Origin of the sequence: Corynebacterium sp. UBA2622 (assembly GCF_002339505.1) — a bacterium.
Classification (GTDB): Bacteria; Actinomycetota; Actinomycetes; order Mycobacteriales; family Mycobacteriaceae; genus Corynebacterium.
In genome coordinates this window covers 121,965-146,203 of record NZ_DDJO01000009.1, presented here as the reverse complement: position 1 = coordinate 146,203, position 24,239 = coordinate 121,965, and the positions used below count along the sequence as shown (strand labels likewise).

General features: G+C 65.9%; 28 protein-coding genes. 20 read left to right on the top strand and 8 right to left on the bottom strand.

Going from position 1 to position 24,239, the window contains the following annotated elements:
- Nucleotides 1-358: 358 nt before the first annotated feature.
- The 4 genes from B3611_RS03325 to B3611_RS03310 all read left to right on the top strand — a co-directional run bounded on the left by B3611_RS03325 (nt 359) and on the right by B3611_RS03310 (nt 3,935).
- On the top strand, nt 359-1,441 hold the full coding sequence (locus B3611_RS03325) for a type IV toxin-antitoxin system AbiEi family antitoxin domain-containing protein (RefSeq protein ID WP_291313650.1): 1,083 nt from the start codon (nt 359-361) through the stop codon (nt 1,439-1,441).
- Between the two features lie 42 nt (nt 1,442-1,483).
- The gene (locus tag B3611_RS03320; RefSeq protein ID WP_291313649.1) at nt 1,484-2,275 is read left to right on the top strand and encodes a nucleotidyl transferase AbiEii/AbiGii toxin family protein; all 792 of its coding nucleotides are present in this window, start codon (nt 1,484-1,486) and stop codon (nt 2,273-2,275) included.
- A gap of 125 nt (nt 2,276-2,400) precedes the next feature.
- Entirely contained in the window at nt 2,401-2,634 is a 234-nt protein-coding gene (locus B3611_RS03315) for a hypothetical protein (protein ID WP_291313648.1), read from the top strand.
- A gap of 683 nt (nt 2,635-3,317) precedes the next feature.
- Nucleotides 3,318-3,935, top strand: a complete 618-nt coding sequence (locus tag B3611_RS03310; RefSeq protein ID WP_291313647.1) for a recombinase family protein — start codon at nt 3,318-3,320, stop codon at nt 3,933-3,935.
- An 11-nt stretch (nt 3,936-3,946) separates the two neighbouring features.
- Here B3611_RS03310 and B3611_RS03305 read toward each other — a convergent pair whose 3' ends face one another.
- The 5 genes from B3611_RS03305 to B3611_RS03285 all read right to left on the bottom strand — a co-directional run bounded on the left by B3611_RS03305 (nt 3,947) and on the right by B3611_RS03285 (nt 7,745).
- The gene (locus tag B3611_RS03305) at nt 3,947-4,615 is read right to left on the bottom strand and encodes a hypothetical protein (RefSeq protein ID WP_291313646.1); all 669 of its coding nucleotides are present in this window, start codon (nt 4,613-4,615) and stop codon (nt 3,947-3,949) included.
- 219 nt (nt 4,616-4,834) lie between these two features.
- Nucleotides 4,835-5,407 carry a hypothetical protein gene (locus B3611_RS03300; RefSeq protein WP_291313645.1) on the bottom strand — a complete coding sequence of 191 codons (573 nt, stop codon included), beginning with the start codon at nt 5,405-5,407 and terminating at the stop codon, nt 4,835-4,837.
- A gap of 264 nt (nt 5,408-5,671) precedes the next feature.
- Nucleotides 5,672-6,244, bottom strand: coding sequence for a hypothetical protein (locus tag B3611_RS03295; RefSeq protein ID WP_291313644.1), 573 nt, complete (start codon nt 6,242-6,244; stop codon nt 5,672-5,674).
- Nucleotides 6,245-6,880: 636 nt separating this feature from the next.
- Complete coding sequence (locus tag B3611_RS03290; RefSeq protein WP_291313643.1) at nt 6,881-7,330, bottom strand: hypothetical protein; 450 nt, start codon at nt 7,328-7,330, stop codon at nt 6,881-6,883.
- A gap of 13 nt (nt 7,331-7,343) precedes the next feature.
- Nucleotides 7,344-7,745, bottom strand: coding sequence for a hypothetical protein (locus tag B3611_RS03285; protein ID WP_291313642.1), 402 nt, complete (start codon nt 7,743-7,745; stop codon nt 7,344-7,346).
- A 317-nt stretch (nt 7,746-8,062) separates the two neighbouring features.
- Here B3611_RS03285 and B3611_RS03280 point away from each other — a divergent pair, with 317 nt between their 5' ends.
- Both B3611_RS03280 and B3611_RS03275 read left to right on the top strand, forming a co-directional pair.
- Nucleotides 8,063-8,467: a hypothetical protein gene (locus B3611_RS03280; protein ID WP_291313641.1), complete on the top strand. Its 405-nt coding sequence runs from the start codon at nt 8,063-8,065 to the stop codon at nt 8,465-8,467.
- 3 nt (nt 8,468-8,470) lie between these two features.
- Complete coding sequence (locus B3611_RS03275; RefSeq protein ID WP_291313640.1) at nt 8,471-8,785, top strand: transcriptional regulator; 315 nt, start codon at nt 8,471-8,473, stop codon at nt 8,783-8,785.
- Nucleotides 8,786-8,961: 176 nt separating this feature from the next.
- Here the strand turns inward: B3611_RS03275 and B3611_RS03270 are convergent, their stop codons facing one another.
- From B3611_RS03270 to B3611_RS03260, 3 genes are all read right to left on the bottom strand, one after another.
- Nucleotides 8,962-9,414, bottom strand: coding sequence for a hypothetical protein (locus tag B3611_RS03270; RefSeq protein WP_291313639.1), 453 nt, complete (start codon nt 9,412-9,414; stop codon nt 8,962-8,964).
- 23 nt (nt 9,415-9,437) lie between these two features.
- Complete coding sequence (locus B3611_RS03265) at nt 9,438-9,842, bottom strand: hypothetical protein (protein WP_291313638.1); 405 nt, start codon at nt 9,840-9,842, stop codon at nt 9,438-9,440.
- 243 nt (nt 9,843-10,085) lie between these two features.
- Entirely contained in the window at nt 10,086-10,256 is a 171-nt protein-coding gene (locus B3611_RS03260) for a hypothetical protein (protein WP_291313637.1), read from the bottom strand.
- 217 nt (nt 10,257-10,473) lie between these two features.
- Here B3611_RS03260 and def point away from each other — a divergent pair, with 217 nt between their 5' ends.
- The 14 genes from def to gap all read left to right on the top strand — a co-directional run bounded on the left by def (nt 10,474) and on the right by gap (nt 24,226).
- Nucleotides 10,474-10,974 carry a peptide deformylase gene (def, locus tag B3611_RS03255; protein ID WP_291313636.1) on the top strand — a complete coding sequence of 167 codons (501 nt, stop codon included), beginning with the start codon at nt 10,474-10,476 and terminating at the stop codon, nt 10,972-10,974.
- Entirely contained in the window at nt 10,975-11,907 is a 933-nt protein-coding gene (gene fmt / locus B3611_RS03250; protein WP_291313635.1) for a methionyl-tRNA formyltransferase, read from the top strand. It begins immediately after the preceding gene.
- Nucleotides 11,904-13,358 carry an RsmB/NOP family class I SAM-dependent RNA methyltransferase gene (locus B3611_RS03245; protein ID WP_291313634.1) on the top strand — a complete coding sequence of 485 codons (1,455 nt, stop codon included), beginning with the start codon at nt 11,904-11,906 and terminating at the stop codon, nt 13,356-13,358. The genes fmt and B3611_RS03245 overlap by 4 nt, the downstream gene beginning before the upstream one ends.
- A 4-nt stretch (nt 13,359-13,362) precedes the next feature.
- Nucleotides 13,363-14,025, top strand: coding sequence for a ribulose-phosphate 3-epimerase (gene rpe / locus B3611_RS03240; RefSeq protein WP_291313633.1), 663 nt, complete (start codon nt 13,363-13,365; stop codon nt 14,023-14,025).
- Nucleotides 14,026-14,034: 9 nt separating this feature from the next.
- Nucleotides 14,035-15,006, top strand: coding sequence for a bifunctional diaminohydroxyphosphoribosylaminopyrimidine deaminase/5-amino-6-(5-phosphoribosylamino)uracil reductase RibD (ribD, locus tag B3611_RS03235; protein ID WP_291313632.1), 972 nt, complete (start codon nt 14,035-14,037; stop codon nt 15,004-15,006).
- A complete protein-coding gene (locus B3611_RS03230; RefSeq protein ID WP_291313631.1) occupies nt 15,007-15,594 on the top strand; it encodes a riboflavin synthase in 588 nt (195 codons plus the stop codon).
- An 11-nt stretch (nt 15,595-15,605) separates the two neighbouring features.
- Nucleotides 15,606-16,862 (top strand): bifunctional 3,4-dihydroxy-2-butanone-4-phosphate synthase/GTP cyclohydrolase II, encoded by a 1,257-nt coding sequence (locus B3611_RS03225; RefSeq protein WP_291313630.1) that lies wholly within the window; start codon nt 15,606-15,608, stop codon nt 16,860-16,862.
- A 20-nt stretch (nt 16,863-16,882) separates the two neighbouring features.
- The gene (ribH, locus tag B3611_RS03220) at nt 16,883-17,374 is read left to right on the top strand and encodes a 6,7-dimethyl-8-ribityllumazine synthase (protein ID WP_291313629.1); all 492 of its coding nucleotides are present in this window, start codon (nt 16,883-16,885) and stop codon (nt 17,372-17,374) included.
- 55 nt (nt 17,375-17,429) lie between these two features.
- The gene (locus tag B3611_RS03215) at nt 17,430-17,969 is read left to right on the top strand and encodes a PH domain-containing protein (RefSeq protein ID WP_291313628.1); all 540 of its coding nucleotides are present in this window, start codon (nt 17,430-17,432) and stop codon (nt 17,967-17,969) included.
- Nucleotides 17,970-17,976: 7 nt separating this feature from the next.
- Nucleotides 17,977-20,031 (top strand): excinuclease ABC subunit UvrC, encoded by a 2,055-nt coding sequence (gene uvrC / locus B3611_RS03210; RefSeq protein WP_291313627.1) that lies wholly within the window; start codon nt 17,977-17,979, stop codon nt 20,029-20,031.
- Between the two features lie 48 nt (nt 20,032-20,079).
- Nucleotides 20,080-20,955 carry an RNase adapter RapZ gene (gene rapZ, locus B3611_RS03205; protein WP_291313626.1) on the top strand — a complete coding sequence of 292 codons (876 nt, stop codon included), beginning with the start codon at nt 20,080-20,082 and terminating at the stop codon, nt 20,953-20,955.
- 25 nt (nt 20,956-20,980) lie between these two features.
- On the top strand, nt 20,981-21,943 hold the full coding sequence (locus B3611_RS03200) for a gluconeogenesis factor YvcK family protein (RefSeq protein WP_291313625.1): 963 nt from the start codon (nt 20,981-20,983) through the stop codon (nt 21,941-21,943).
- Nucleotides 21,944-21,983: 40 nt separating this feature from the next.
- Complete coding sequence (gene whiA / locus B3611_RS03195; protein ID WP_291313624.1) at nt 21,984-23,012, top strand: DNA-binding protein WhiA; 1,029 nt, start codon at nt 21,984-21,986, stop codon at nt 23,010-23,012.
- A gap of 200 nt (nt 23,013-23,212) precedes the next feature.
- A complete protein-coding gene (gene gap, locus B3611_RS03190; RefSeq protein WP_291313623.1) occupies nt 23,213-24,226 on the top strand; it encodes a type I glyceraldehyde-3-phosphate dehydrogenase in 1,014 nt (337 codons plus the stop codon).
- Nucleotides 24,227-24,239: the final 13 nt, after the last annotated feature.

Genomic DNA, 24,239 nt, shown 5'->3' with positions numbered 1-24,239 from the left:
CAGATTGGAACCTTAGGATGGCGGATCTCGCGTCGTTTTCCATTTGGTGGAGGCGCTTTTGGTAGCCGCTGCTGGGCAATGTCATCTCAGGACCCTTATGTCTTTTTCGACCCTTAGTGGATGTACCACATCCCGTGTTCACCGAGTGTGGGATGCCAATGGCAGTCTACATTCGTCGCGCAGACGGTTAAACCGAGCTCGAGACGATACTTATTCATTTTGCGGGTTCCCACCAGATCCACTGAATTCTTGTGTAATGGTCGATTGAGGTACACCCTGTAGGAGACGATTCCCATTGTTGAGGCCTCAGCGTCTTCGTGAATGGCCCAAAAAGAACACATAGTGTATTTTTTGTGCCATGAGGGGTGCGGAAGCGGCAGAGGTGGTGGGGGATCTGGCTTCCCGGCAGTGGGGCCTGGTCACCACCGCCCAGGCCGCGACCGGCGGGGTTGATCTGCAGTCTCTGCGGCGTTTGGCCGCGCGCGGGGTTCTCACCCGCGTCAGGCACGGGGTCTATGCCACCACCGGGACTTCTCCCTCTGCGGTCCTCGAGGTCAGGGCGCATTGGCTGGCGCTTCGCCCGGAGCTCATGGCCGCCGAGCGCACCGGTGATCCGTACCTCGCCGCAGAGGCGGTGGTTTCGCACACGACCGCCGCGGAGATGTGGGGGATCGGGGATTTGTGGCCGGACGGGGCACATTTCACGGTGCGGTCGCGACGCCGCAGCCGGCAGCCGGACGTCCGGTTCCACCGCGCAGATCTGGGGGACGATGACTGGGTACTTCACCCGGTGTCGGGCCTGCCGGTAACGACGGCGGCCCGCACCATCGCCGATCTCGCCGACGCCGGCCACGAACCCGGGTATCTGCTCGACCTGGTGGCGGACGCCGCCGGCGCCTCCCTGGCGGAAAAGCGGGAGCTTCTGGAGGCTCTCACAGGAAAAGAGGGGGCCTTCGACCTGCCCGCGGGGGACGCGGTGGGGTTGGAGGATGTGTTGGGGGAGTATTTCCCGGCCCCCGAGTTGGACGGGCGGATGCGCGCGGCGATCGATGAGGCGGTGCGCCCCCTCCGGGAGCAGATCGACACCCTCATGCGGTCCCTGGCGCCACGGGTCACCGTGGGTGAGGACGTGGCGAAGATGATGGCCGGGACAGCTCTGCCCCCCGGGTTTACAGCGGCGCTCCAGGAAAAGATCGCAGCCGGGATGTGGGAAAACGTTCCCGTCCTTCCCGTTACCGGCACTACGGTGCCCCCTGGCGGGGTGACTTCAACGGGCACCACCGCGGAAAACCCCGCCCACAAATCCCCACCGGTGAGGCGGCACGACGATGACAACACCGGAAATGATGGCGATGAATCCCCCGAGGATGAAAAAGACGCACACCCAGATCACCGCGGCTCTCAAGGCGGAGGCGAAAGCCCGGGGTGCAAAGCCCAATGACGTCTACAACCAGTTCTTCCGGGTGGTTTTCTCCACGAGTTGATGCGCCGGGACAGCGGGTGGGTGCTCAAAGGGGGTTCGAACATCTACTGCCGCATACCCGGGGCACGCCACACCCGGGACCTGGACCTCTACCGGCAGGTTGACCCCACCTCGTCCACTGATGCGGCCGACGCACTGGTACGCGACATGGACACCCGCACGGTGGGGCCCTACACGTTCCACGTCCGCCGCCCCGATAGACGGGGCAGGGCAGGTGTGATCGACAGTGAGCGCGTGGATGTCACCGTCACCCACGGGGTCAACAACCGGCTGATTAATTTCGGCATCGATGTCAGCGGGGACCTGGAGGTGACGGGTGCGGCGGAGACACTGACGGTGCCGGCGAGCTATCAGGTGGCCACGGAGTTTCTCCCGCCGAGTTTTTCCGTCCATTCCTACCCCGTAGCCAGTCAGCTCGCCGACAAGGTGTGCGCGATGTACGAACGCCACGGCGCGACCCCTCCGGGGCGGGCGTCGACGCGCTACCACGATCTCTACGACATCGCCCTGATCGCCTCTGAGTTGCCCGTTTCGGCGGCGGAGCTGAGCTCCGCCCTGAACACCCAGTGCAGGGTGCGGTCGATGGCCCTGCCGCCGCGCATCACCGCGCCCGACAAGAAGTGGGAAAGCGAGTACCCGTTGAAGGCGCGGGCATTTACCGGGGCGCGCGACAACCTGAGGGATGTCGGTGAGGCGTTGCGTATCGCCGGCCTACTTTTGGACCCCATCCTGGGCGGGGATCCTGCCACCGCGGCTGGGGAGTGGGACCCTGTCACTCTTGCCTGGCGGTAGGGGACGTCTCCCGCCCGCCACCGGTACCCGGGGAGCGGGACCGCATATCACCCGCGGCGTGTTACCGCCGGCGGATCAACTGGGACGGTGTCCCTCGGATGAATGGTCATGATAGGAAGGCAACTATGAACAACAACGACAATGACAACGAGCGTGGCTTCCTCTATCGGGTATCTCGCAGCATGGATCGAGAAAGATGTCCTTTTTCCACACTATGGATCGATGAGATGGCGCAGTTCGAAGAGGAGGGCATCGGTAAGGAAACCCAGAAACTGATATACTCCCTCGCTGGCCTGTTAGCTGCATTTGAGGAACGGATCATCACTCTAGAGCGAGAGCACGGAATCGAAGTAGTCTAATAGTGGGCGTATCTCCGCAAATCTCAGATGGAACAGTCCTAGTTTCTTAGAATCAACAAGTCCTGCTTTACCCAAGCTGACTGACCGGGTTGTGAAGTACGCCAGTGATATGGATTTCCTTCTTCATCTATGACCCCAGTCCAATTGCTACGGCAGCGCGATTTTCCTCCACCATCTCTTCATAGATCAAGATGGGAAGGATGATAGATCGTTTGCCGTCCTTTCCCTCCGTAACCCCTGCTGCATCCCCGGCCACATCCCTGCCGTCATTGATAGCAAGCGGGCGCAGCCCGCGCGGTAGCCCAAAGGAGCGCCGGCAACTGCGGGAGCAAAAGACACTGATGTCAGTAGATGGCAGGGTTACCGATCACGATTGCTCCATCCCTCCATTCACTTAGGCCAGACCCCGGCCAGGCCCTGGAGATGCTTTCAATGAACCTGCGGACGACTGTTTGAAACTCTGCCTCTTCACGTGGGGTGTCGGGGTACGAGGTGCCAATTTGGTCTTTCAACTGCTGCCAGGTCACACACGTGGGGGTGCTGTGGGTGCTGATCTGGCGGGAAACCCACCCGTAGAGGTCCAGTGCTGAAGATGAGCGATAGATCTTTGCCAGGTGTTGTGGGGTACACCCTAAGTGGACGGTTCTGAATTACAACTTCTCCCTGTTCGGTAGGGTTAGATCATGTCTAACGGAACAGAACCGTCGCTGCCTCTAGAGCTTGGCGAACATCAGGACGTTGTTGTGGGGCAGAAAGTCGGTTACGCCCGGGTGAGTTCTTTGGAGCAGAACCTGGATCGTCAACTTGATCAACTTCGTGCGGCGGGGGCGTCGCAGATATACAAGGAGAAAATCAGCGGCTCGACCCGGCACCGTCCCCAGTTGGAGGAGGTGCTGCGGTATCTGCGGAAAGGCGATCAGCTCATTGTCACGAGCATGGATCGCCTCGCGCGTTCACTGGTGGACCTGCACACGATTGTCGAGGATTTGGTGGGCCGCGGGGTCTCAGTGAGGTTTCTGCGCGAGGGGCAAACCTATTCGGCGAAGGCTGACCCAATCGCCAAGCTCATGCTGGGGTTTATGGGAAGTGTCGCCGAGTTTGAGCGCTCCATCATCAAGGAGCGCCAGGCTGAGGGGATCGCCCGCGCGAAGGCGCGCGGGGTCTACAAGGGCCGGGCGAAGGTTCTCACCAGCGCCCAAGTCGCCCAGGCCCGGAAGTGGGTGGCTGATGGTGTGCCCAAGGCGGAGGTCGCCCGCCGGCTAGGGGTCGGGCGGACGACTCTATACAAATACCTTTCCTGAGCTCGTCGTTTTTACCCGACGGCGGCGCTTGTCCACAGGTAATTGGTGGTGGAGATGCTGCAGATGTCTTCAGGCTTACCTGTGTAGTAATTGCCTGGCGTCCTGACGTGCTGGGTGAGCGAACGCATTTTCCATATGGAGTCGGGGCCCCGATCGGTATGACGTGCGTACAAGATCGCCATTGAGTATTTAGTGTCGATGATTGCCTCGTAGCGGTGACCGTCGGTTATCTCCCCGGGATCTTCGTAGCTCAGGATGTGGATGTATCTCCCATCGCCGACGGAGATCTTGTGCGGGTAGCTTCCTCCGCCGGGGAGCGGATACCCCCACAAGGCAGGCAGCTTCTCATACCTCCACAAGCAGAGGGGGGAGCGGAGATTCGGCCCGATCGACGGGTAGGTAAGTGTCCTCTTCTCCCAGTTATGTGGCCCGGTTTGGGGGTATTCCAGCGTTTCCGATATGTAGTAGGTGCCATTCGGTGGAGTCAGCCGCACGCTGTAAGGAGATTCTTCCGCGGATCGAGCAACTTGGAATGTGGCGGAATACTTCAGCTCGGAGGCCCCGTTTCGTTGAAGTAGGGATCGCAGGACGCCCGTCTTGAAAATGTGGGCATTCTCCTCGACGTGGCGGATGTTGTTTGCTTGCCGGAATTCTTCCCAGAGCAATGCCTCTCGGCCCATAACTTAACCTTTCGTTGGTAGCGGATCGCCCACTTGGCGCGAGGGTTCAAAAAGGGCCGCGCGAAGGTGCTCGCCGACGCCCAGGTCGACCAGGCCCGGCAGTGGGTGGTCGATGGTGTCCTCAAGGCGGAGGCTACCCGCCGGCTCGGGATCGGGCGGACCACCTTGTACACAGATACCTCGCGGACGAGAATGGGTAAGCTGCGGCGTTTTTCGTCGCTAGTCGCGGCGGTTGCTCTTCGAGCGCACTGTTCGCGCCGCGACGCATAGGAGGTTGGTCACCATGACGAGTAGGCCCATTCCCACGTAGGAAAATACGACCCCGATTCCTTCCTGGGAAGGAGCATCGTGCATTGATGAGTCCAATGCGAATGCGGTGGCAAAACCCGCGGCCGTGCACACGGATACCGCCACAGCGCCGAAGAGATTGCTCTTTGACTGAAGCGTGATAAGTCCACTTAAAAGAATGAGCGTTACCCCGCAGCCGATGACTTGGTACAGGGCAAACTGTGTCGGCGCTCCATAACGCAAAGCATCGAAGATGGGGCTTCCTTCATTCCACGACAACCAGCCCACGGCAGAAGCAAAGCCTGCCGCGAGTGAGAGGATGCATGGGGTGACACGTGGTCCGTTGAGGTTACGGCGGGTGTCAGCTGGCTGCGACCTGGATACAAACCAGATAAATAGCACGGACAGAGCTGCGGGCACCGCCACAAAAATGACCGTCAATCGTGCAAACATGGCCGGATCAAATCGTTCAAACATGGCGGGATCAACGTGTCCGTATGGCATGTGGAAATTGTCGCACGTGGAGGGCGCATGATTCTCCAAAATAAGCCCGTTCTTTGCCTCGCGAAACTATTGGTGCGCGGTGCTTATGCGTTCGGGAAAAGGTATCTGTCGACGAGTGTGTGACCCGGGTTGGCGGTGGGATGGCTGACGGTGCCACCTGGATCGGGGCGACTCAACGCCCCGGTGTCGGGTGGACCACCCTGTACAAGTACCTCGCTGAGAAGGCCGGGTAGATCCCCTCCCGGAGGGTCGGTTTAATCACCCCTAGTCAGCGCATTGGTTGAATTCCTCCTGCGTGACGATGCTGGTTCCGGACCCGCCTATATCGGTACTTTTCCCAACGAGAATTTCACCGGGCTGGAGTTGGAGGATGGACTGTTTTTGAACCGCCACCCCCGCGGTCTCTTTGTCTTGACTTGTCGGGGTTGCCGAGATGAGAAGCCAGGTGGATTCGTCGGCCGGCAGGTTGATCGGCGATTCGATTTTCCACGGGGCGGGGGGATTGTTGAGGTTGATAACAAACGGGTCCCGCTGGGGCTTGTTGGTTTTCAGCTGTCCAAAGTCGGGATTGCCCCCTTCAGGCGGGACTGAACCAGTGGAGGCTTCACTGGTTGGATACTCGAATTTCCCGGATACGGCGATGTAGTCCACCTTCGTGCCGCAGGGCCGGACATAAATTTCGATGTCGCCACTTTCGCTGCGGCCAACCCCTGTTGTTCCTTCGATATCCGTGTACACGAGGTTGCCGCACGACGAAAGGACCGTGGCGGCCGAGAGTATGAGGCATCCAGCCCCGGCCATTCTCTTCTGATGCCTGGGGATGTGGCGTCCACTCACTTTGGTCTCCTTGCCGGGCGGGGAGCGAGGTGACGCACCCTTAGAAGTTGTTTTTGCACAGCTTACTTCCCGGTGGGGTGGGTGGTCCCGGTGTTCGGTGGGGGAGTTGAATCCACCCCGCACCGGCCGGCCCCCTTGGGTTAGGGTGGGGTCGAAACGGACGGAAGGGGTGACTCTATGGCCGAGGGGCGAAACAGACGCCGGTGGGCCGGGTGGGTTTCGGCCCTCGTCTCGGGTGCTGCCATTGCTTTCCCGTACCTTTTCCCCTCCATCTTCCCGGATGGGGCGTTGGTGTATTACGTGATCACTATCCCTTTAGGGGTTGTAGCCGGCGTGTTCGCCCACGTCGCCCGCAGCGGGTGGTTGATGGTTTTGGCCGTGGTGGCGGGTTTGTCGCCGCTGTTGTCCATCGGGGTCATCTTGGTCGTGATGCAGCTTCTGTACGTGGTAACAGGGGGCCGCCTTCCCGGGCCGGAGTGGTTGTAAACCAGGTCAGCCGGTCTTGTCCCCGGGTTGTGCGGGTGGGCACCCATCGAGGGAACGTAGTCAACGGAAAGCTACCGGAGCGTATGTACTCCGACGGCCGCCCGTCCGGGTCGCGCTGGACGATGGTGGGCACTCTTTCTCCCTGAGGTCTTACTCGGGTACGACGGTTTCTTCGAGGAATTCCTCGAGCGTCCAGTGGTTCTTGTCCCAGTAGCATAGGCTTAACCCCGGCTCGATTGTGATGAAATGCTCGGGTAGAACCAGACTAAATTCCTGCTCAATAACCTCGAAACCTTGAGCTCGCAGGGACGCGGCAGTTTCTTCTTCTGACCCACTGTTATCCGGTCCGATGGGAACATCTGCGAAGGTGACGTCGTCGTTGTCGAAATCGAATCGGGCAGTCACGCACTTGCCGTCTTCGATAATTGAGACGATCTTCCACGTTTCTTCCTGCTCGTCCCCTGGGTCAGTGATCAGGAAGCCTTCGAGATCCGTACCGAACGTCTTGGTGTTGAAGAAGTGGTCATCGAGCAGCTCGATGTTTTCTTCGACTGTCCCGCCCAGTTTTATCCTGAGGTTGAGCGTGCTCGAGAAATTCATGGCGTGTGCCTTTCTAATGGGTGGAAGGGCTGGGGGATTCCCATTTCAGTGCGACGATCTCTCCTTCTTCCGTCCAAAATGAAATGCTGGAATCACCCAGCTTGAAGTCCCATGGGGCGCCTGTGCTGGAGATTCCGAGTTTCTTCAACTCATTGCGGAACTTTATGGGGCGCAATGATAGGGAAACCCCCATAAACGTATCTTCCGGCGCCAGCGTGTTGATGGAGATGTAGTCAATCCTCCCGTCGGTCTCACCGAGGGATACGTACCGCTCGACTTCTCCGATGGGGACACGGCCGTTGGCGCTTTCTATCACTTGGTCACCTATGCTGCGGACGCTGTGCTCCAGTGCGGGATAGTCGCTGAACCGTGCCCCGAATTTGAAGGGGGCGGGTGGGGTGGTGGTGAAATCCATGGATCGGGGCTCCCGGGGTGGTTGCGGCGGCGGCTCGCCGCGCGGCGAGCTGGGTCTCTTTCACCGTATCGCTTCCCCGCCCGCACCGCGGGGAAGGTTTCACCGGGGGCATGGGCCCGGGCGGTGGCCTCCCTCTATCCCGTGGGCGTGGTTGGGTCTAGGGCCCGACGGGGTGTGCCTCGTCTGACCGGTCAAGCGGTTTTGCTGTAGATGGGTGCCCCGCTAATACCCCACACTGCGGGGTTTCCAGCCCAGGCGCGCGAGTTCGTCTAACCCGGGGGTTCCGGCACTCTCTTCCAGCCTCCACGCTTTCCTGTATGGAAAGCGTGGAGGCGCGGGCCGCCCTGAAGGCGGTGGAGGAGGTGGAATCCCGTCCGGCCGGGGGCCAGCGGGTGCCGTGGATCTGGATTGTTCTCCTGAGCCTTTCCTTTGGGGGTGCCGTCGGTCTGATGCTCCAGAACATCGGGTGGGGAGCTGCCGTCATCGTCGTTGTACTTGTCGGTCTTCTCGTCACGGCGCTTGCGGCCCCGCGCGATGTGCGCCCGGCCATCAAACAAGATGTGTGGCCTGGGCCCACCATGTCCGTAAAGCAACTCATCCCCATCTTGGCCATCTACCCTGTTGTGATGTTGCTGCCGCGCGAGAACATGGTTGTTTCTGTCGCGGCGGGGATTGTCTCCGCGGGGTTGCTCTTTTACGTCATGGCCAAGGAGGGGCGCTGACCCATGGGTCTTGATTCCGTCATCCATCCCGTCGCCCTCTTGAAAATCTGCGCTGCCCTCAACGCCGCCGGGGCGACGGAGGGGGAGACGCGCTACGAGATGCGTTTCCGTCGCCTCCGGGATCTAACGGGGCTCTCGGATGCCTCGTTGTCCAAGCACCTCGCCGTCTTGGAGGACAGCGGTTATGTCACCCGTTTCCGTGAGTACGGTTCGACGCGGGCGAAGGGCACTGTGTGGGTTACGCTCACTGCCCAGGTAAAAGAGGCGTTCGAGGCCCACGTCGCGGCGCTTCGTCAGCTGGTGGAAGGTGGAGCCTGACTTTCGCGGGTTACCTGGGGCTTTTGGGGGCGTCACCGCAGAGCATTAGCGCGGGGATATCCAAAATAAGGTGTGCGGGGGTCCGCACATGCTTCTACCTCCTCCCCGAAGGGGAAGGGGAGCATTCTGCTCACAGCAGGAGGGTGGTTGGTTGCCCCTAGCGCGGGTGAGGGGTTTTAACCAGGATGAACTGTTTCCCTGAGGAAGTCTTCCCGGGAGAAGTGATGTTTGTCCCAGTAGCAGATGCTGCCACCTGGTTCGATGGTGAGGAGATGCTCGGGAAGGACCACATCGTATTTCTGCGTGATGACCTCAAACCCCTTGGTGCGCAGTACTTTAGCGGTTTCCTCGACTGGTAGGCTGTCGCCAAATCCGATAGACACCCCGGCAAAGCTTACGGTCTCTCCGCCAAAGTCCACCCGCGCGGTTACGCATTTCCCGTCCTCGATGATGGAGACGATTTTCCACGTCTCTTCCTGCCCACTGTCGGCATCGTGGGCGATGATAAACCCCTCCAGGTCCGTACCGAAGGTTTTGTTGTTGAAGAAGTAGTCATCGAGGATGGCGATGTTTTCCTCGACTGTGCCTCCCAGCTGGAACGGCAGCTCGAGTCTGGTGGTGAAGTTCACTGGGGGTGCCTTTCGGGTTGGAGTCAATCCTGGTCTGGGGTGGGAGATGGCGTCGAGCAGATGGAGGCCAGTTCGTTTTCGAAGATGTAGAAGCTCACGTTGCGTCCGGGAAGCGTGACCGAGGATCCGTCGTTGAGTGAGGTGATGCCGATGTCGGACAACTGGTTTTGGAATCTGATGGGGCGCAGCGCCAGGGGGATACCCAGAAACGTGTCGTCCGGGTGGAGCGTCGAGATCTCCAGGCTGGTGAAGACACCGTTTTCGATAGAGCCTTTGGTAAAGCGCGGGATGCCCCCGATCTCGACTTCACCGTGGGCGGTCCAGTAAGTGGTGTCGCCGATGCTGAAGGAATCGATCGTCATCGACGGGTAGTTTTCCGGGCCGGACGTGAAATCCAGGGGGTAGGGCAATGCGGTGGTGAACTCCATCGTTGTCGTGCCTCCGTCAATCGGGGTGTGCCATCCACTGGGTGGGTGGTGCTTGAGCGTACTTCCGAAAGGGTAACCCCACCGAGGGGCGGTGCCCGGAGGGTATTAATTTCCCCGGGCTCGTCCCACAACTGAGGGTCGGCGATCAGCCCACTCATACAGGTGAGACTTCCCCGCGCACAAAGCGAACGGCCCACACCGGAAGTATCACTCCGACGCGGGCCGCAGGTCGAGCCGCTTGGCCTAGTAGTTGGCCGGCGGATCGCTGGCGGGGAAGGACTCGTCGATCTCCTCGTCCACGAGATCGTCATCGTCGAGGGTTCCATCGGGTCCGGCGGTGGAGAGCTCCTCGGTGCGCTCGTCGTTCGTGTCCTCGGCTGGGTTGCGGGCGGGGTCCGACGCTGTGTTGCTCATAATTTCCTCCGTGAGTGATGCCGTATAGCAGACTCCGAGATTACACCGGTTCCCCCGCGGGCTGCACCGTTCACTGGCGTCGCACTCGCCGCGGAGCAAGAACAACCGGAGCCGCCGGAACCCGCCGCCGCCATCGTGGAAACACCCCGGGGCCTGCTCCCCGCCGCACCCGTCCGGAGCCCTCCCGCCCCCTCCCGGTGGGGTAGGTTGTACAAACATGGCTGTACGCGAAATCAGGTTGTTCGGGGACCCGGTCCTCAATACCGTGGCCGGGTCCGTGGAGCGCTTCGGCGCGCCTCTCCGGGCGCTCGTCGCGGACATGCTCGACACCATGGATGCGGCGGGCGGTGTCGGGCTCGCCGCCAACCAGGTGGGTCTGACCAGCCGCGTCTTCGTCTTCGACTGCCAAGGGATGAGGGGCCACCTCGTGAACCCGGCGTGGCAACCCGCAGGCGAGCTGCTCCAGGTCGGCCGGGAGGGGTGCCTCTCGGTGCCGGGGGTCTCCGGAACCGTCACCCGCCACAACAGCGTCCTCGCCACGGGGTACGACGTGGAGGGCCGCCCCCTCGCCATCCGCGCCACGGGGCTGCTGGCCCGGTGCATACAGCACGAGACCGACCACCTCGACGGGATCATGTTCATGCGGCGCATGGACCCAGAGGCCCGCAAGGAAGCAATGACGATGGTCCGCAGCGCGGACTGGTTTAAGGAGAACTAGATGCGCCTCATCTTCGCGGGTACGCCGGAACCTGCCGTCGTGGCCCTGCAGAAACTCATCGAATCCGACCACGAGGTTGTCGCCGTGCTCACCCGCCCCGACGCGCGCCGGGGCCGCGGGCGCACCCTCCACCCCTCGCCGGTCAAGGCCCTTGCCGAACAGCACGGCATCGAGGTGCTCATGCCGGCATCGCTTCGCGACGACCCCTCCATCCGCGCCCGGCTCACCGAGCTGGCCCCGGACGCCATCCCCGTCGTCGCGTACGGCAACCTTATCCCCGAGGACATGCTGGACATCCCGCGGCACGGATGGGTCAACCTCCACTTCTCCCTGCTCCCGCAGTGGCGCGGGGCGGCACCCGTGCAGGCGGCGATCAAGAACGGGGACGTGACCACAGGTGCCACCACCTTCCGCATTGATGCCGGCTTGGACACGGGTGACGTGCTGGGCACCGTCGGCGAGGACATCGGCCCGCACGACACCGCCGACGACCTGCTCACCCGCCTCGCCCATGCGGGCGGCGACCTCCTCGTGGACACCATGACCGCCCTGGAAAACGGGGAGATCACCCCCGTCCCGCAGCCGGCGGACGGAACCTACGCGCGCAAGATCACCCCGGAGGATGCCCAGGTGTCCTGGACAGGCCCCGCCGCGGAGATCGACCGCTCCATCCGGGCCCACACGCCCGCGCCCGGCGCGTGGAGCACCTGGGACGGTCAGCGGGTCAAGCTCGGCCCGGTCGAGCTCGCGGATAGCGGCGATCTCGGCCCCGGGGAAGTCCGGGTGGAAAAGAACGCGGTGTTCGTCGGCACCGGCACCACCGATGTCCGTCTGGGCACGATCCAGCCGCCGGGGAAGAAAATGATGGATGCCGCCGCGTGGGCGCGCGGGCTCAGCACCGACGTTGTCGCCGGGGGAGTGGTGTTCCAGTGAGCGGCGGGTTCAGGTCGCGCGCGGAGGGCCGCCGCCAGCCGGCGCGCGGAGACAGGCGGGACCAGCGCGCCCCGGCCCCCGAGCGCAAGGGGCGCGGCGGAGGGCCGCGGAGGGCGTCGATAGGCGACCCCGCCCGCGAAGCGGCGTGGGAGGTGCTCTACCGCGTGGCGGAGGACGCCGCGTACGCGAACCTCATCCTCCCCAAGCTGCTCAAGGAGCGCAAGGTCAAGGGGCGCGACGCCGCCTTCGCCACCGAGCTGACGTACGGCGCCCTGCGCGCGCGGGGCGTGCTTGACGCAGTCATCGGGGAGTGCTCCTCACGCGAGCTCGCCAGGGTCGCTCCCGAGGTGCTCGCGGCGCTGCGCCTCGGGGCCTACCAGCTGCTCTACACCCGCGTTGAACCCCACGCGGCGGTGGACACCTCCGTGCGGCTCGTCGAGGCCAGCGGCCAGGAGAAGGCGAAGGGCTTCGCCAACGGCATCCTTCGCACCATCTCGCGCACTCCCGCGGCGGAATGGATGAACAAGCTCGCTCCGGAGGATCCGCTGGGGAACCTCGCGTTCCGCACCGCCCACCCGGAGTGGATCGCGCGCTCCTTCGCGCGGGCCCTCGGGGCAGAAGAACCGAGCGAGCTCGAGGCCGCACTCACCGCCGACAGCGAGCGGCCCATTGTTCACCTGGTCGCCCGCCCGGGAGAGATCTCGGCGGAGGAGCTCGCTCTCATCACCGGCGGCGAGGAAGGGGCGTACTCCCCCTACGCCGTCTACCTGGAGGAGGGGGACCCGGGCCAGCTCGAACCCGTGCGTGACGGCCTCGCCTCCGTGCAGGACGAGGGTTCGCAGCTCATCGCCTGGGCCACCGCCTCCGTCCCCGTGGACGACGACCGGGGCCGCTGGCTCGACCTCTGCGCGGGGCCTGGCGGCAAGGCGGCGCTGATGGGTGCGCTCGCGGCCATCGACGGTGCGTCCGTCGACGCCGTCGAGGTGAGCACCCACCGCGCCGAGCTGATCCGCGGGGCCGTCGCGGGGCTGCCGGTCACCGTGCACACCGCCGACGGCCGCAGCCCGGGCCTCGAACCCGGTTACGACCGGGTGCTTGTCGACGCCCCCTGCTCCGGCCTCGGCGCCCTGCGGCGCCGCCCCGAGGCCCGCTGGACCAAGACGGAGGAGGACATCGCGGAGCTCAACGCCCTGCAGTCCGAGCTGCTGGCCTCCGCCATCGGCCTGGCCAAACCCGGGGGAATCATCGTCTACTCCACCTGCTCGCCGGACGTGAGGGAGACACGCGGGGTCGTGGACACGGCCCTGCGCGCCGGCACCGTCGAGGAGCTGGACGCCCGGCAGTTCGTGGGCGGGATGGACAACGTCGGGGACGGTCCGAGCGTGCAGATGTGGCCGCACCGCCACGGCACGGACGCGATGTTCTTCTCGGTGCTACGAAAGATAGGGTAGAGACATGATTCACATCGCCCCCTCGATCCTCGCCGCCGACTACGCCGCGCTCGGAGACGACGTGCGCAAGGTTGCCAACGCCGACCTCATCCACGTCGACATTATGGACGGCCACTTCGTGCCCAACCTCTCCTTTGGCCCCGACGTGACCAGGGCCGTCAACGGGGTCACCGACCAGTTCCTCGACATGCACCTCATGATCGAAGAGCCCGAGCGCTGGTTCCAGACGTATATCGACGCCGGCGGGGACCGCCTTGTCTTCCACGTCGAGGCAACCCGGGACCACGTGTCCGCGGGCCGGCAGATCCGCGAGCTGGGTGTGCAGTCGGGGTTCGCCGTCAAGCCGGGCACGCCCGTCGAGCCCTACCTCGACAGCCTCGAGCACTTCGACGAGGTCATGGTCATGAGCGTCGAGCCGGGCTTCGGCGGGCAGAAGTTCATGCCGGAGGTGCTGTCCAAGGTGTTCACGCTGCGCGACCACATCGCGCAGGCCGGCCTGGACACCGTCATCGGCATCGACGGTGGAATCGGCGCCGCCACGATCGCGGAGGCCGCGGCCGCGGGCGTGGATGCCTTCGTCGCCGGCTCCGCGGTGTTCGGTGCGGACAACCCCGCCGAGGCCGTGGAAAACCTGCGCGCGCTGGCCGCCGAAGCGCGCCAGGTTTAGAAGCCGCCGGTGTTCACGGGTCTGCGGGAGGCGCTCGCCGCGGGGGACGCGGTGCGCGGAACAACCTCGCCCAACCCGCCCGTCGGCTGCGCCATCGTGGGTGCCGGAGGGGAGGTCCTCGCCACCGGCGGCACCAGCCCGGCCGGGGGGCCGCACGCCGAGATCAACGCTCTGCGCACCGCCGGTGACGCTGCGCGGGGCGGCACCGCCGTGGTCACCCTGGAGCCCTGCAACCACACCGGACGCACCGGGCCCTGCTCGCACGCCCTCGCTGAGGCAGGCGTCTCCCGCGTCATCTACCTCACCGCGGACCCCAACCCGCAGGCCGCGGGGGGCGCGGACTACCTGCGGGAGCACGGGGTCGAGGCGGTCCATGAGCCGGTGCGGGTCGGGGCCCTCCAGCCGTGGCTCGCGAGCGTGCGGCACAACCGGGTCTCCGTGACCGCGAAGTTCGCCGCCACCGCCGACGGATTCACGGCCGCCCCCGACGGCACGAGCCAGTGGATCACCGGGCCCGCCGCGCGCCGGCACGTCCACGCCGACCGGGCGATGCGCGACGCCATCCTCGTCGGCACGGGAACCGCCCTGGCGGACAACCCCTCGCTGACGGCGCGGCGGCCCGACGGCACGCTGATGGAGCGCCAGCCGCGGCGGGTGGTCATCGGGAAGCGCAGCGTGCGGGAGGGGAACCTCACGCGCCTCGGCTTCGAGCAGTACGCCACGCTGTCCGAGGCGCTCGAGGCGCTGTGGGAAACCGGTGCGCGCGACGTGCTGGTCGAGGGGGGAGCGGGCCTGCTCACCAGCGTTTTCGAGCTCGGCGTCGTCGACCGCATCCAGGCCTACCTCGCCCCCATGCTGCTCGGCGGCGGCCGCCCCGTGGTGGAGCGGGCGCTCGCCGGGACGCTGGCGGACGCGCGCCGCTACACGCTCACCGGTGCCACCGCGCTGGGCGACGACGTACTCATTGAAATGGAGAGATAGATGTTCACTGGACTGGTAGAGGAAGTCGGGCGCGTCGAGAGCGTCGAGAAGCTTGGCGACGCCGCCCGCATCACCATCGCCGCGCCCCTGGTGACCTCCGACGCGAAGCCGGGCGACTCCATCGCCGTGGACGGGGTGTGCCTGACGGTGGTGGACAACACCGGCGGCACGTTCAGCGCCGATGTCATGCAGGAAACGCTGAACCGCTCGCGGCTGGGGACCTACGCCCCCGGCTCGCGGGTGAACCTGGAGCGGGCGCTCGCGGCCGGCGCGCGCATGGGCGGGCACATCGTGCAGGGCCACGTCGACGGCGTGGCCGAGGTGGTCTCGCGCACTCCCTCGCACCACTGGGAGGTCGTGCGCTTCACCCTCCCCGCCGCGCTGTCGCGCTACGTGGTGGAGAAGGGCTCCATCACCGTCAACGGCACGTCGCTGACCGTCTCGGCGGTCGGGGCCGACTGGTTCGAGGTCTCGCTCATCCCCACCACGCTGGAGGAAACCACCGCCGGCGCGCTCGCCCCGGGTGACCCGGTCAACCTCGAGGTGGACATTGTGGCCAAATACGTCGAGAAAATGGTCGGGGACTAAGGTACACATCCATGACAGAGCGGATTTCCCTTGACCCGGTAGAGGACGCGATCGCCGCCATTGGGCGCGGTGAGGCCGTTGTCGTCGTCGACAACGAGGACCGGGAGAACGAGGGCGATCTCATCTTCGCCGCCGAGCTGGCCACCCCGGAGCTCGTCGCCTTCATGGTCCGCCACACCTCGGGCTACATCTGTGTCGCCCTCGAGGACGGGCGCGCGGACGCGCTCAACCTTCCGCCGATGGTGGCGCGCAACGAGGACGCCCGCTCCACCGCGTACACCGTCACCGTCGATGCCGCAACCGGGACCACCGGCATTTCCGCGCGCTCGCGCTGCGAGACCATCACCCGCCTCGCCGACGCCAACCGCGGCCCGGAGGACTTCACCCGCCCCGGTCACATCGTGCCGCTCCGGGCGCGCCGCCACGGTGTTCTCACCCGCGACGGCCACACCGAGGCCTCCGTGGACCTCGCGCGACTCGCCGGGCTCGCGCCCGTCGGCGCGCTGTGTGAAATTGTCTCGGAGGAGGATCCCACCGACATGGCGCGCGGCCCCGAGCTGCGCCGCTTCGCCGACGAGCACGGGCTGAAGATGATCTCCATCGAGCAGCTCATCGCTTACCGACGCCACACGGAGCGCTTCGTCGAACGCACCGCCGTGACGCACCTGCCCACCGACTTCGGAGACTTCGAGGCTTACGGCTACCGCAACACCGTCGACGGAACCGAGCACATCGCCCTGGTCAAGGGGGACGTCCGCGGCCCCGGTGACGTGCTGGTGCGGGTGCACTCCGAGTGCCTCACCGGCGATGTCTTCGGCTCCCGCCGCTGCGACTGCGGCCCCCAGCTGCACGAGTCCATGCGGCGCATCCAGGAGGTCGGCCGGGGTGCCGTGGTCTACGTGCGCGGGCACGAGGGCCGCGGCATCGGTCTGCTGGCCAAGCTGGAGGCCTACCGCCTGCAGGACGGCGGGCTCGACACCGTCGACGCCAACCTGGAGCAGGGCCTTCCCGTGGATGCCCGCGAGTACTCCGTGGCGGGCCAGATCCTCGCCGACCTCGGGATCGAGTCGCTGCAGGTGCTCTCGAACAACCCCGACAAGGTCCGCGCCCTGTCCGGTTACGGCCCCGAGGTCACCGGCCGGGTGCGCATCGAGACCGCGCCCTCGCACGACAACATCCGCTACCTGCGCACCAAGCGCGACCGGATGGGACACGACCTGCCGAGCGTGGAACACTGGCAGGATGAAACCGCGCACACCGCGCACTAAGACCGCCGAAGGAGCACGCCATGGCCACGCAGGGAGCGCCGAAGGACACCCGGATCAAGGCCGAGGGCATGACCCTTGCCGTGGTCTCCACCCGCTGGAACGAGGGGATTGTCGGCCGGCTGCACGCCCGCGCCGTCGAGACCGGACGCGCGCTGGGCGCCAAAGTGGACGAGTACCGCGTCGCCGGTGCGCTCGAGCTGCCCGTGGTGGTCCAGGCGTGCGCATCCCGCTATGACGCCGTCGTGGCCCTGGGTTGCGTGATCCGCGGCGATACCGCGCACTTCGACTACGTCTGCGATTCCGTCACGGCGGGTCTGACCCGCGTCGCCCTGGACGAGGGAATTCCCGTGGGCAACGGCGTGCTCACCGTCGACGACGAGCGGCAGGCCATCGAGCGCGCCGGCGGCGAAGGCGCGAAGGAGGACAAGGGCGCCGAAGCCGTCGAGGCGGCCCTCGGCGCGGCCGTGGAGCTGGGCAAGATCCGGCAGGTCGCCCCGCGGGAACGGTTTTAACGAAATCGCGGGCAGGGGCTACTATCAACCGAAAGAAGTACCTACCCGCGCGGCGATGTGGAGTGAAAACAAAGTGACCGAGGGCAACAGGCTGAGCAACCGCGAGCTGGAATACCTGAACGCGGCTGACCCCCACGCCGTCGTCACCACCAAGCCCTGGGAGCTGGAGATCAGCTCCGCCTTCCTCCGGCGGGTCGCCATCGTGTGGGTCATCGTCGTCATGGCCGTGCACATCTTCATGTCGGCCGTCCTCGACGTGCAGTTCACCGGCCTGACCATCACCGCGGTGGACAAGTTCGCGTTCCCCGGCATCGGCGTGATCATCAGCATCCTCTCGTGGATCGTGCTCACCCGGCCCCGCGTGCGAGCCAACGAGGACGGCGTCGAGGTGCGCAACATCATCGGCACCCGCTTCTACCCGTGGCTCGTGATCTACGGCCTGTCCTTCCCCCGCGGTTCCCGCATGGCGCGGCTCGAGCTGCCCGACTTCGAGTTCGTCCCCCTCTGGGCCATCCAGTCCGGTGACAGGGAACGCGCCCTCAAGGCGGTGGACGACTTCCGCCGCCTCGAGGCCAAGTACATGCCGGAGGACTAGCGGCGACGTGGCAAATCCCGCGACCTACCGCCCCGCGCCCGGGACCATCCCGACGGAGCCCGGTGTCTACAAGTTCCGCGACCCGAGCGGGCGCGTCGTCTACGTGGGCAAGGCGAAGAACCTCCGGGCCCGGCTGAACAACTACTTCCAGCCGCCCCAGCAGCTCCACCCGCGCACCCGCCAGATGGTGTTCACCGCCGCCTCCGTCGAGTGGACCGTGGTGTCCTCCGAGGTGGAGGCGCTGCAGCTCGAGTACACGTGGATCAAGCGCTTCGACCCGTGGTTCAACGTCATGTACCGCGACGACAAGACGTACCCCATGCTCGCGGTCAGCGTGGGGGAGCGATTCCCCCGCGCCTTCTTCTACCGCGGCCCCCGGCGTAAGAGCGTGCGCTACTTCGGCCCCTTCTCCCACGCCTGGGCGGTACGGGAGACCCTCGACCTGCTCACGCGCGTTTTTCCCATCCGCACCTGCTCGAACGGCGTGTACAACCGCCACGAGGCGCTCGGGCGGCCCTGCCTGCTCGGTTACATCGACAAGTGCTCCGCCCCGTGCGTCGGCCGCGTCGACGAGGCCGAGTACGACGAGACCGTGCGGGGCTTCATGGCCTTCATGACCGGCCGCACGGACGCGGTGGTGCGCGAGCTGAACCGTCGCATGAGCGAGGCCGCGGAGAATCTGGAGTTCGAGAAGGCCGCGAGGCTTCGCGACGACCTCGGGGCCCTGAACAAGGTGATGGAGCGCCAGACCGTCGTCCTGCCGCTCGGCACCGATGCCGACGTCATCGCCTTCACCACCGACGAGCTGGAGGCCGCGGTCCAGATCTTCAATGTCCGCGACGGCCGCATCCGGGCGCAGCGCGGCTGGGTCGTGGAAAAGACCGGTGACGAGCCGGGCAGCATGGAGCGCCTCGAGGAGGGCAGGGCCGACCCGGCGCTGCCCACACTCGTGCAGAACTTCCTGGTGCAGTACTACTCCGACGCCGTCGAACGGGCGAAGCAGGAGGAGGCGGAGGACCGCAAGCTGCTCGAGTCGAAGGTGCGCCGGCGCGGCGTGGATCAGGAATCCCACGCCGCCGCCCGCCCCGAGCTCCCGGTCCCACGCGACATCCTCGTGGAGGCGATGCCGGAGGAGCCGGGCGAGGTCACCGAGCTGCTCGAGTCGCTGCGCGGGGGGCCCGTCTCCGTACGCGTTCCCCGGCGCGGTGACAAGGCGGCGCTGATGCAGACGGTGCACAAGAACGCCGCCGAAGCGCTGCACCAGCACAAGCTCAAGCGCGTCGGTGACCTCACCGCGCGCTCGCAGGCGTTGCAGGACATCCAGGATGCGCTCGGCCTGGAGGAGGCCCCGCTGCGCATAGAGTGCACCGACATCTCCCACATCCAGGGAACGGATGTCGTCGCCTCCCTGGTCGTCTTCGAGGACGGTCTGCCGAAGAAGTCGGACTACCGCCGCTACCGCATCCGCGAGGCCGCCGGTGAGGGCCGCTCCGACGACGTCGGCTCCATCGCGGAGGTGACGCGGCGCCGGTTCCGCCGCTACAACGAGGACAAGCTGCTCACCCCGGACGAGGACGTTTTCGATGACGACCCCGATGTGGAAACTACGGGCACCCGCCGCTTCGCCTACCCGCCGCAGCTGTTCATCGTCGACGGCGGCAAACCGCAGGTAAACGCCGCGCAGGCGGTGTTCGACGAGCTCGGCATCGTCGACGTCGCGCTCGTCGGCCTGGCCAAGCGGCTCGAGGAGGTCTGGGTTCCCTACGACGACGAGCCCGTCATCCTGCCCCGCAACTCCGAGGGCATGTACCTCATGCAGCAGATCCGCGACGAGGCGCACCGCTTCGCCATCACCTACCACAGGCAGCAGCGCTCGAAGCGGATGCGCGCGTCCGCCCTCGACGGCATTCCCGGCCTCGGCCCGGCGCGGCGCACCGACCTGGTCAAGCACTTCGGCAGCGTGCAGAAGATCCGCGAGGCCAGCGTGGATGAGATACAGCAGGTCAAAGGTGTCGGCCCGAAACTCGCCGAGACGATCCACGAGCACCTCACCCGGGGGTGAGACCGAAACGGCCCGGGCGGGTGGGCGGGTGCGGTTAGGATGGGCTGCATGTCGCGCGATCCAGTCATCCGTCCAATAATCATCACCGGCATGTCCGGGGGAGGCCTCTCCACGGCGGCGAAGGTCTTCGAGGACAAGGGTTACTTCGTCTCACAGAACCTGCCTCCGCAGATGATCCTGGAGCTCATCGACCTCGCTGCCGCCGACGACTCACCGGTCAGCCGCCTCGCCTTCGTCACCGACGTCCGCGCGCGCATGTTCAACGGCTCGCTGCTGGGCACGGTGAAAGAAATCCGGGGGCGCGGTTACGACCCCTTCGTCCTCTTCCTCGAGGCGCGCGACGACGTCCTCATCCGCCGCTTCGACAGCGTCCGCCGCACTCACCCGCTGCAGGACGGTGAGACCCTCCACGCCGGCATCGAGCGCGAGCGGGCGGAGCTGGCGGCGGTGCGCGACGCCGCCGACGTCATCATCGACACCTCCAACCTCTCCGTCCACGACCTGCGCCGCGCCGTGGAGGCGTCGGTCGGGCAGCTGCCGGGGGACAGGCAGCACGTCACCGTGGAGTCCTTCGGCTTCAAGCACGGTTCGCCGCGCGACGCCGACATCGTGCTCGACGTCCGCTTCCTGCCCAACCCCTACTGGATCGAGGGTTTGCGCGAATTCCGCGGTGTGGACAAGCCCGTCTCCGACTACGTGCTCTCCCAACCGGGGGTGGGGGAGTTCGTGGACAACGTCGTCGCCCTGCTGAATTCCATGCTGGGCGGCTACCGCCACGAGGGCAAGGACTTCATCACCGTCGGCATCGGGTGCACCGGGGGCCACCACCGCTCCGTCGCCGTCTCCGAAGCGATCGCGGCCAAGCTGCGCGAGCAGGGCCGTGTCGACGTCAGCGTCCTGCACCGCGACCTCGAGCGCCACTAGCCGCCCCCGACCCCTGGATACAAACATGAGCTCTCTCACCTTCACCTGCCTCGGTGGCGGCCACGGCCTCTACCAGACCCTCCTCGCCGCCCGCGAGGCGGGAGCGGACGACATCAACGCCGTGGTCACCGTCGCCGACGACGGCGGCTCCTCCGGGCGCCTGCGCCGGGAGATGGGCATCATCCCGCCCGGCGACCTGCGCATGGCCCTGTCCGCCCTTTCCCGCGACGACGACGACGGAGACCTCTGGCGCACCACCCTGCAGCACCGCTTCGGCGGCCACGGCGCGATGGCGGGCCACGCCCTGGGCAACTTCCTCATCGCCGGCCTCACGGAGGAACTCGGCAGCGTACAGGAGGCCCTGGACACCATCTCGCGGTGGACACGTTCGGCCGGTCGTGTCCTACCGGTGTGCAATCAGCCCCTGGACATCGAGGCGGACGTCGCAGGCCTTGACGACGACCCCCGTGTCCTCCGCTCCGTGCGCGGCCAGGTCGCGGTGGCCACCACGCCGGGCACCGTCCGCCGCGTGCGCCTGCTCCCGGAGAACCCCCCCGTGAACCCGCTCGTCATCGACGCGATCAGGGAGGCGGACATCGTCACCATCGGCCCCGGTTCGTGGTTCTCCTCGGTCATTCCCCACCTCCTGGTCCCCGATGTGGTCACGGCCCTGAACGAGACGGACGCGATGGTGACGGTCCTGCTCAACCTCTCCCCGGAGGCGGGGGAGACCCAGGGTTTCACCACCGAGCGCCACATCCACGTCTTTTCCCAGCACGCGCCGTCGCTGAAGGTCGACTACTTCGTCGCCGACAACCACATCAGCCCGACGGAGGGGGAGCGGCTCCACCTGCGCCGCACCGCGGAGAGCGTCGGCGGGCGCATCGCCTACAGGGACGTGCACACCGACGAGGTTGGCGGCGTGGTCAACAGGCACGATCCCGCCAAGGTGGCGGCTGCGATTCTGGACCTCTACGACGGCCGCTAGACTTGCTACGTTTCTCACGACTCACACAGGAGGTACGGCGGTGTCACTGACCCAGAAGGTGAAGGACGAGCTGCTGAGCGTCGACGTCGCCTCCCTCGATGCCCGCATGGCCGAGGCCGCCGCCCTCATCCGCTTCGCCGCGGAGTACGAGGCCACCCCGCGCGGGCTGGTGATCGTCGCCGACTTCGCCGAGCCGGGCGTCGCCAAGCGGCTCGCGGCGGCCCTCGACGAGCTGGGTGGGGTGGAATCGAGGATTCAGACGCTCACCCCGGGTTCCGCCACGCGCGAGACGACGTACCAGGTCCGCGTCGAATCGGGCGCGAGGGAGGCGGTGCGCCGGCTGCGCCTGGTGACCTCCTCGGGCCACCCCGTGGTGGGAATGCCGCGCCAGATTATTTCGGGCACGATGCTCGAGGTGGAGGCGGCCTGGCGGGGGGCGTTCCTCGCCCGCGGCACGCTGACGGAGCCGGGCCGCAGCTCGGCCCTGGAGGTGCTGAGCCCCTGCCAGGAGGCGGCGCTGGCCCTCGTCGGGCTGGCGCGGCGCCTGGGGGTCGGTGCGAAGACGAAGGAAACCCGGGGTGCCGAGCGGGTGCACATCCGCGAGGGCGAATCGATCGGGGTGCTCCTGAGCAGGATGGGCGCGCCGCGCGCCCGGCTGGAGTGGGACGAGAAACGTCGCACGAAACAGCTGCGCAGCAAGACCGGGCAGCGCCTGGCCACCTTCGACGACGCCAACACCCGCCGCTCGGCCCAAGCGGCTGCGGCCGCGGCGGCCCGCGTGGAGCGCGCGATGGAGATCCTCGGCGACGACGTGCCAGAGCACCTGGCCGAAGCCGGGTACCTGCGCGTGGAGTACCGCCATGCCTCGCTGGAGGAGCTGGGCCGCCTGGCCGACCCGCAGATGACCAAGGACGCGGTGGCGGGTCGGATTCGCCGGTTGCTCTCGCTGGCGGACAAGCGCGCCGAGGAGCTCGGCATCGCGGACACGCATGAGGTGCTCGACTCCGGGGCGGGGGAAGGGGACTCGCCAAGCACCGGGTCTAATTACCCCTCCGAGCTGGAGGGATAGGCCTCCTCCCCGGCCCCGGGCCGGGCTGCGCGCTCTGCGAGGTGCCGGTCGCGCCGCTACACTGGGAACAGACGAGCCAAGGAGCTTTCCGGGCGCGCCCGGGAGGCGTTTTACCGCGCCCCGCCCGCGCCGGCGCGCTTCTTGTCTCCGTGATAGCACGTGAAACCCACGCGAACGTTCTACCGCTAAGGAGAAATTTAGTGACTACCCGTATCGGCATCAACGGCTTCGGACGTATCGGCCGCGCATCCCTGCGCGTTATCCTCGAGAAGTACTCGGACGAGCTCGAGGTGGTGAAGATCAACGACCTCACCGACAACAAGACGCTCGCCCACCTGACCAAGTACGACACCGCGTTCGGCCCGCTCGGCCGCGACGTCGAGTACGACGAGCAGTCCATCACCATCGACGGCAGGCGCATCGAGGTCTCCGCCGAGAAGGACCCGGCCAACCTCGCGTGGGGTGACGCTGGCGTGGACATCGTCCTCGAGTGCACCGGCAAGTTCCGCACGGGCGAGGACGCCAAGGCGCACATCGACGCCGGCGCCAAGAAGGTCATCATCTCCGCTCCGGGCAAGAACGTCGACGGAACCTACGTCTGGGGTGTCAACGACGACGACTACACCGGCGAGGAGACCATCATCTCCGCCGCCTCCTGCACCACCAACTCCCTCGCCCCGGTGGCCAAGGTCATCGACGAGAAGTTCGGCATCGTCTCCGGCCTCATGACCACCATCCACGCCTACACCGGCGACCAGCGCCTGCAGGACGCTCCCCACAAGGACCTCCGCCGCGCCCGTGCCGCCGCGCAGAACATTGTGCCGACCACCACCGGCGCCGCCAAGGCGGTGGCACTGGTCCTCCCGAACCTCCAGGGCAAGCTGGACGGTTTCGCGATGCGCGTGCCCACCATCACCGGCTCCGCCACCGACCTCACCGTGGCGCTGAGCAAGGATGTCACCGTCGAGGAGGTCAACGCCGCCGTCAAGGAGGCCGCCTCCGACCCCAAGTTCGGTCAGGCCCTGCGCTACACCGAGGACCCGATCGTCTCCTCCGACATCATCGGGGCTCACGAGGGCGCCATCTTCGATGCCGGCATGACGAAGGTCATCGACGGCAACCTGCTGAAGATCATCTCCTGGTACGACAACGAGTGGGGCTACACCGAGCAGTACATCCGCCTCACCCGCACGGTCGCCGAGAAGCTCAAGTAATCCACGGGGCGGG

Bases quoted from the DNA above. Each gene is read 5' to 3' on its own strand.
- B3611_RS03285 (WP_291313642.1), bottom strand. From the start codon at position 7,745: ATGGATTTCACCACCACCCCACCCGCCCCCTTCAAATTCGGGGCACGG.
- fmt (WP_291313635.1), top strand. From the start codon at position 10,975: ATGCGCCTCATCTTCGCGGGTACGCCGGAACCTGCCGTCGTGGCCCTG.
- rpe (WP_291313633.1), top strand. From the start codon at position 13,363: ATGATTCACATCGCCCCCTCGATCCTCGCCGCCGACTACGCCGCGCTC.
- B3611_RS03225 (WP_291313630.1), top strand. From the start codon at position 15,606: ATGACAGAGCGGATTTCCCTTGACCCGGTAGAGGACGCGATCGCCGCC.
- B3611_RS03290 (WP_291313643.1), bottom strand. From the start codon at position 7,330: ATGAATTTCTCGAGCACGCTCAACCTCAGGATAAAACTGGGCGGGACA.
- B3611_RS03200 (WP_291313625.1), top strand. From the start codon at position 20,981: ATGAGCTCTCTCACCTTCACCTGCCTCGGTGGCGGCCACGGCCTCTAC.
- B3611_RS03325 (WP_291313650.1), top strand. From the start codon at position 359: ATGAGGGGTGCGGAAGCGGCAGAGGTGGTGGGGGATCTGGCTTCCCGG.
- B3611_RS03230 (WP_291313631.1), top strand. From the start codon at position 15,007: ATGTTCACTGGACTGGTAGAGGAAGTCGGGCGCGTCGAGAGCGTCGAG.
- B3611_RS03315 (WP_291313648.1), top strand. From the start codon at position 2,401: ATGAACAACAACGACAATGACAACGAGCGTGGCTTCCTCTATCGGGTA.
- B3611_RS03310 (WP_291313647.1), top strand. From the start codon at position 3,318: ATGTCTAACGGAACAGAACCGTCGCTGCCTCTAGAGCTTGGCGAACAT.
- B3611_RS03215 (WP_291313628.1), top strand. From the start codon at position 17,430: ATGTGGAGTGAAAACAAAGTGACCGAGGGCAACAGGCTGAGCAACCGC.
- B3611_RS03305 (WP_291313646.1), bottom strand. From the start codon at position 4,615: ATGGGCCGAGAGGCATTGCTCTGGGAAGAATTCCGGCAAGCAAACAAC.
- B3611_RS03280 (WP_291313641.1), top strand. From the start codon at position 8,063: ATGGAAAGCGTGGAGGCGCGGGCCGCCCTGAAGGCGGTGGAGGAGGTG.
- def (WP_291313636.1), top strand. From the start codon at position 10,474: ATGGCTGTACGCGAAATCAGGTTGTTCGGGGACCCGGTCCTCAATACC.
- ribH (WP_291313629.1), top strand. From the start codon at position 16,883: ATGGCCACGCAGGGAGCGCCGAAGGACACCCGGATCAAGGCCGAGGGC.
- B3611_RS03275 (WP_291313640.1), top strand. From the start codon at position 8,471: ATGGGTCTTGATTCCGTCATCCATCCCGTCGCCCTCTTGAAAATCTGC.
- B3611_RS03260 (WP_291313637.1), bottom strand. From the start codon at position 10,256: ATGAGCAACACAGCGTCGGACCCCGCCCGCAACCCAGCCGAGGACACG.
- B3611_RS03300 (WP_291313645.1), bottom strand. From the start codon at position 5,407: ATGCCATACGGACACGTTGATCCCGCCATGTTTGAACGATTTGATCCG.
- rapZ (WP_291313626.1), top strand. From the start codon at position 20,080: ATGTCGCGCGATCCAGTCATCCGTCCAATAATCATCACCGGCATGTCC.
- B3611_RS03265 (WP_291313638.1), bottom strand. From the start codon at position 9,842: ATGGAGTTCACCACCGCATTGCCCTACCCCCTGGATTTCACGTCCGGC.
- B3611_RS03320 (WP_291313649.1), top strand. From the start codon at position 1,484: ATGCGCCGGGACAGCGGGTGGGTGCTCAAAGGGGGTTCGAACATCTAC.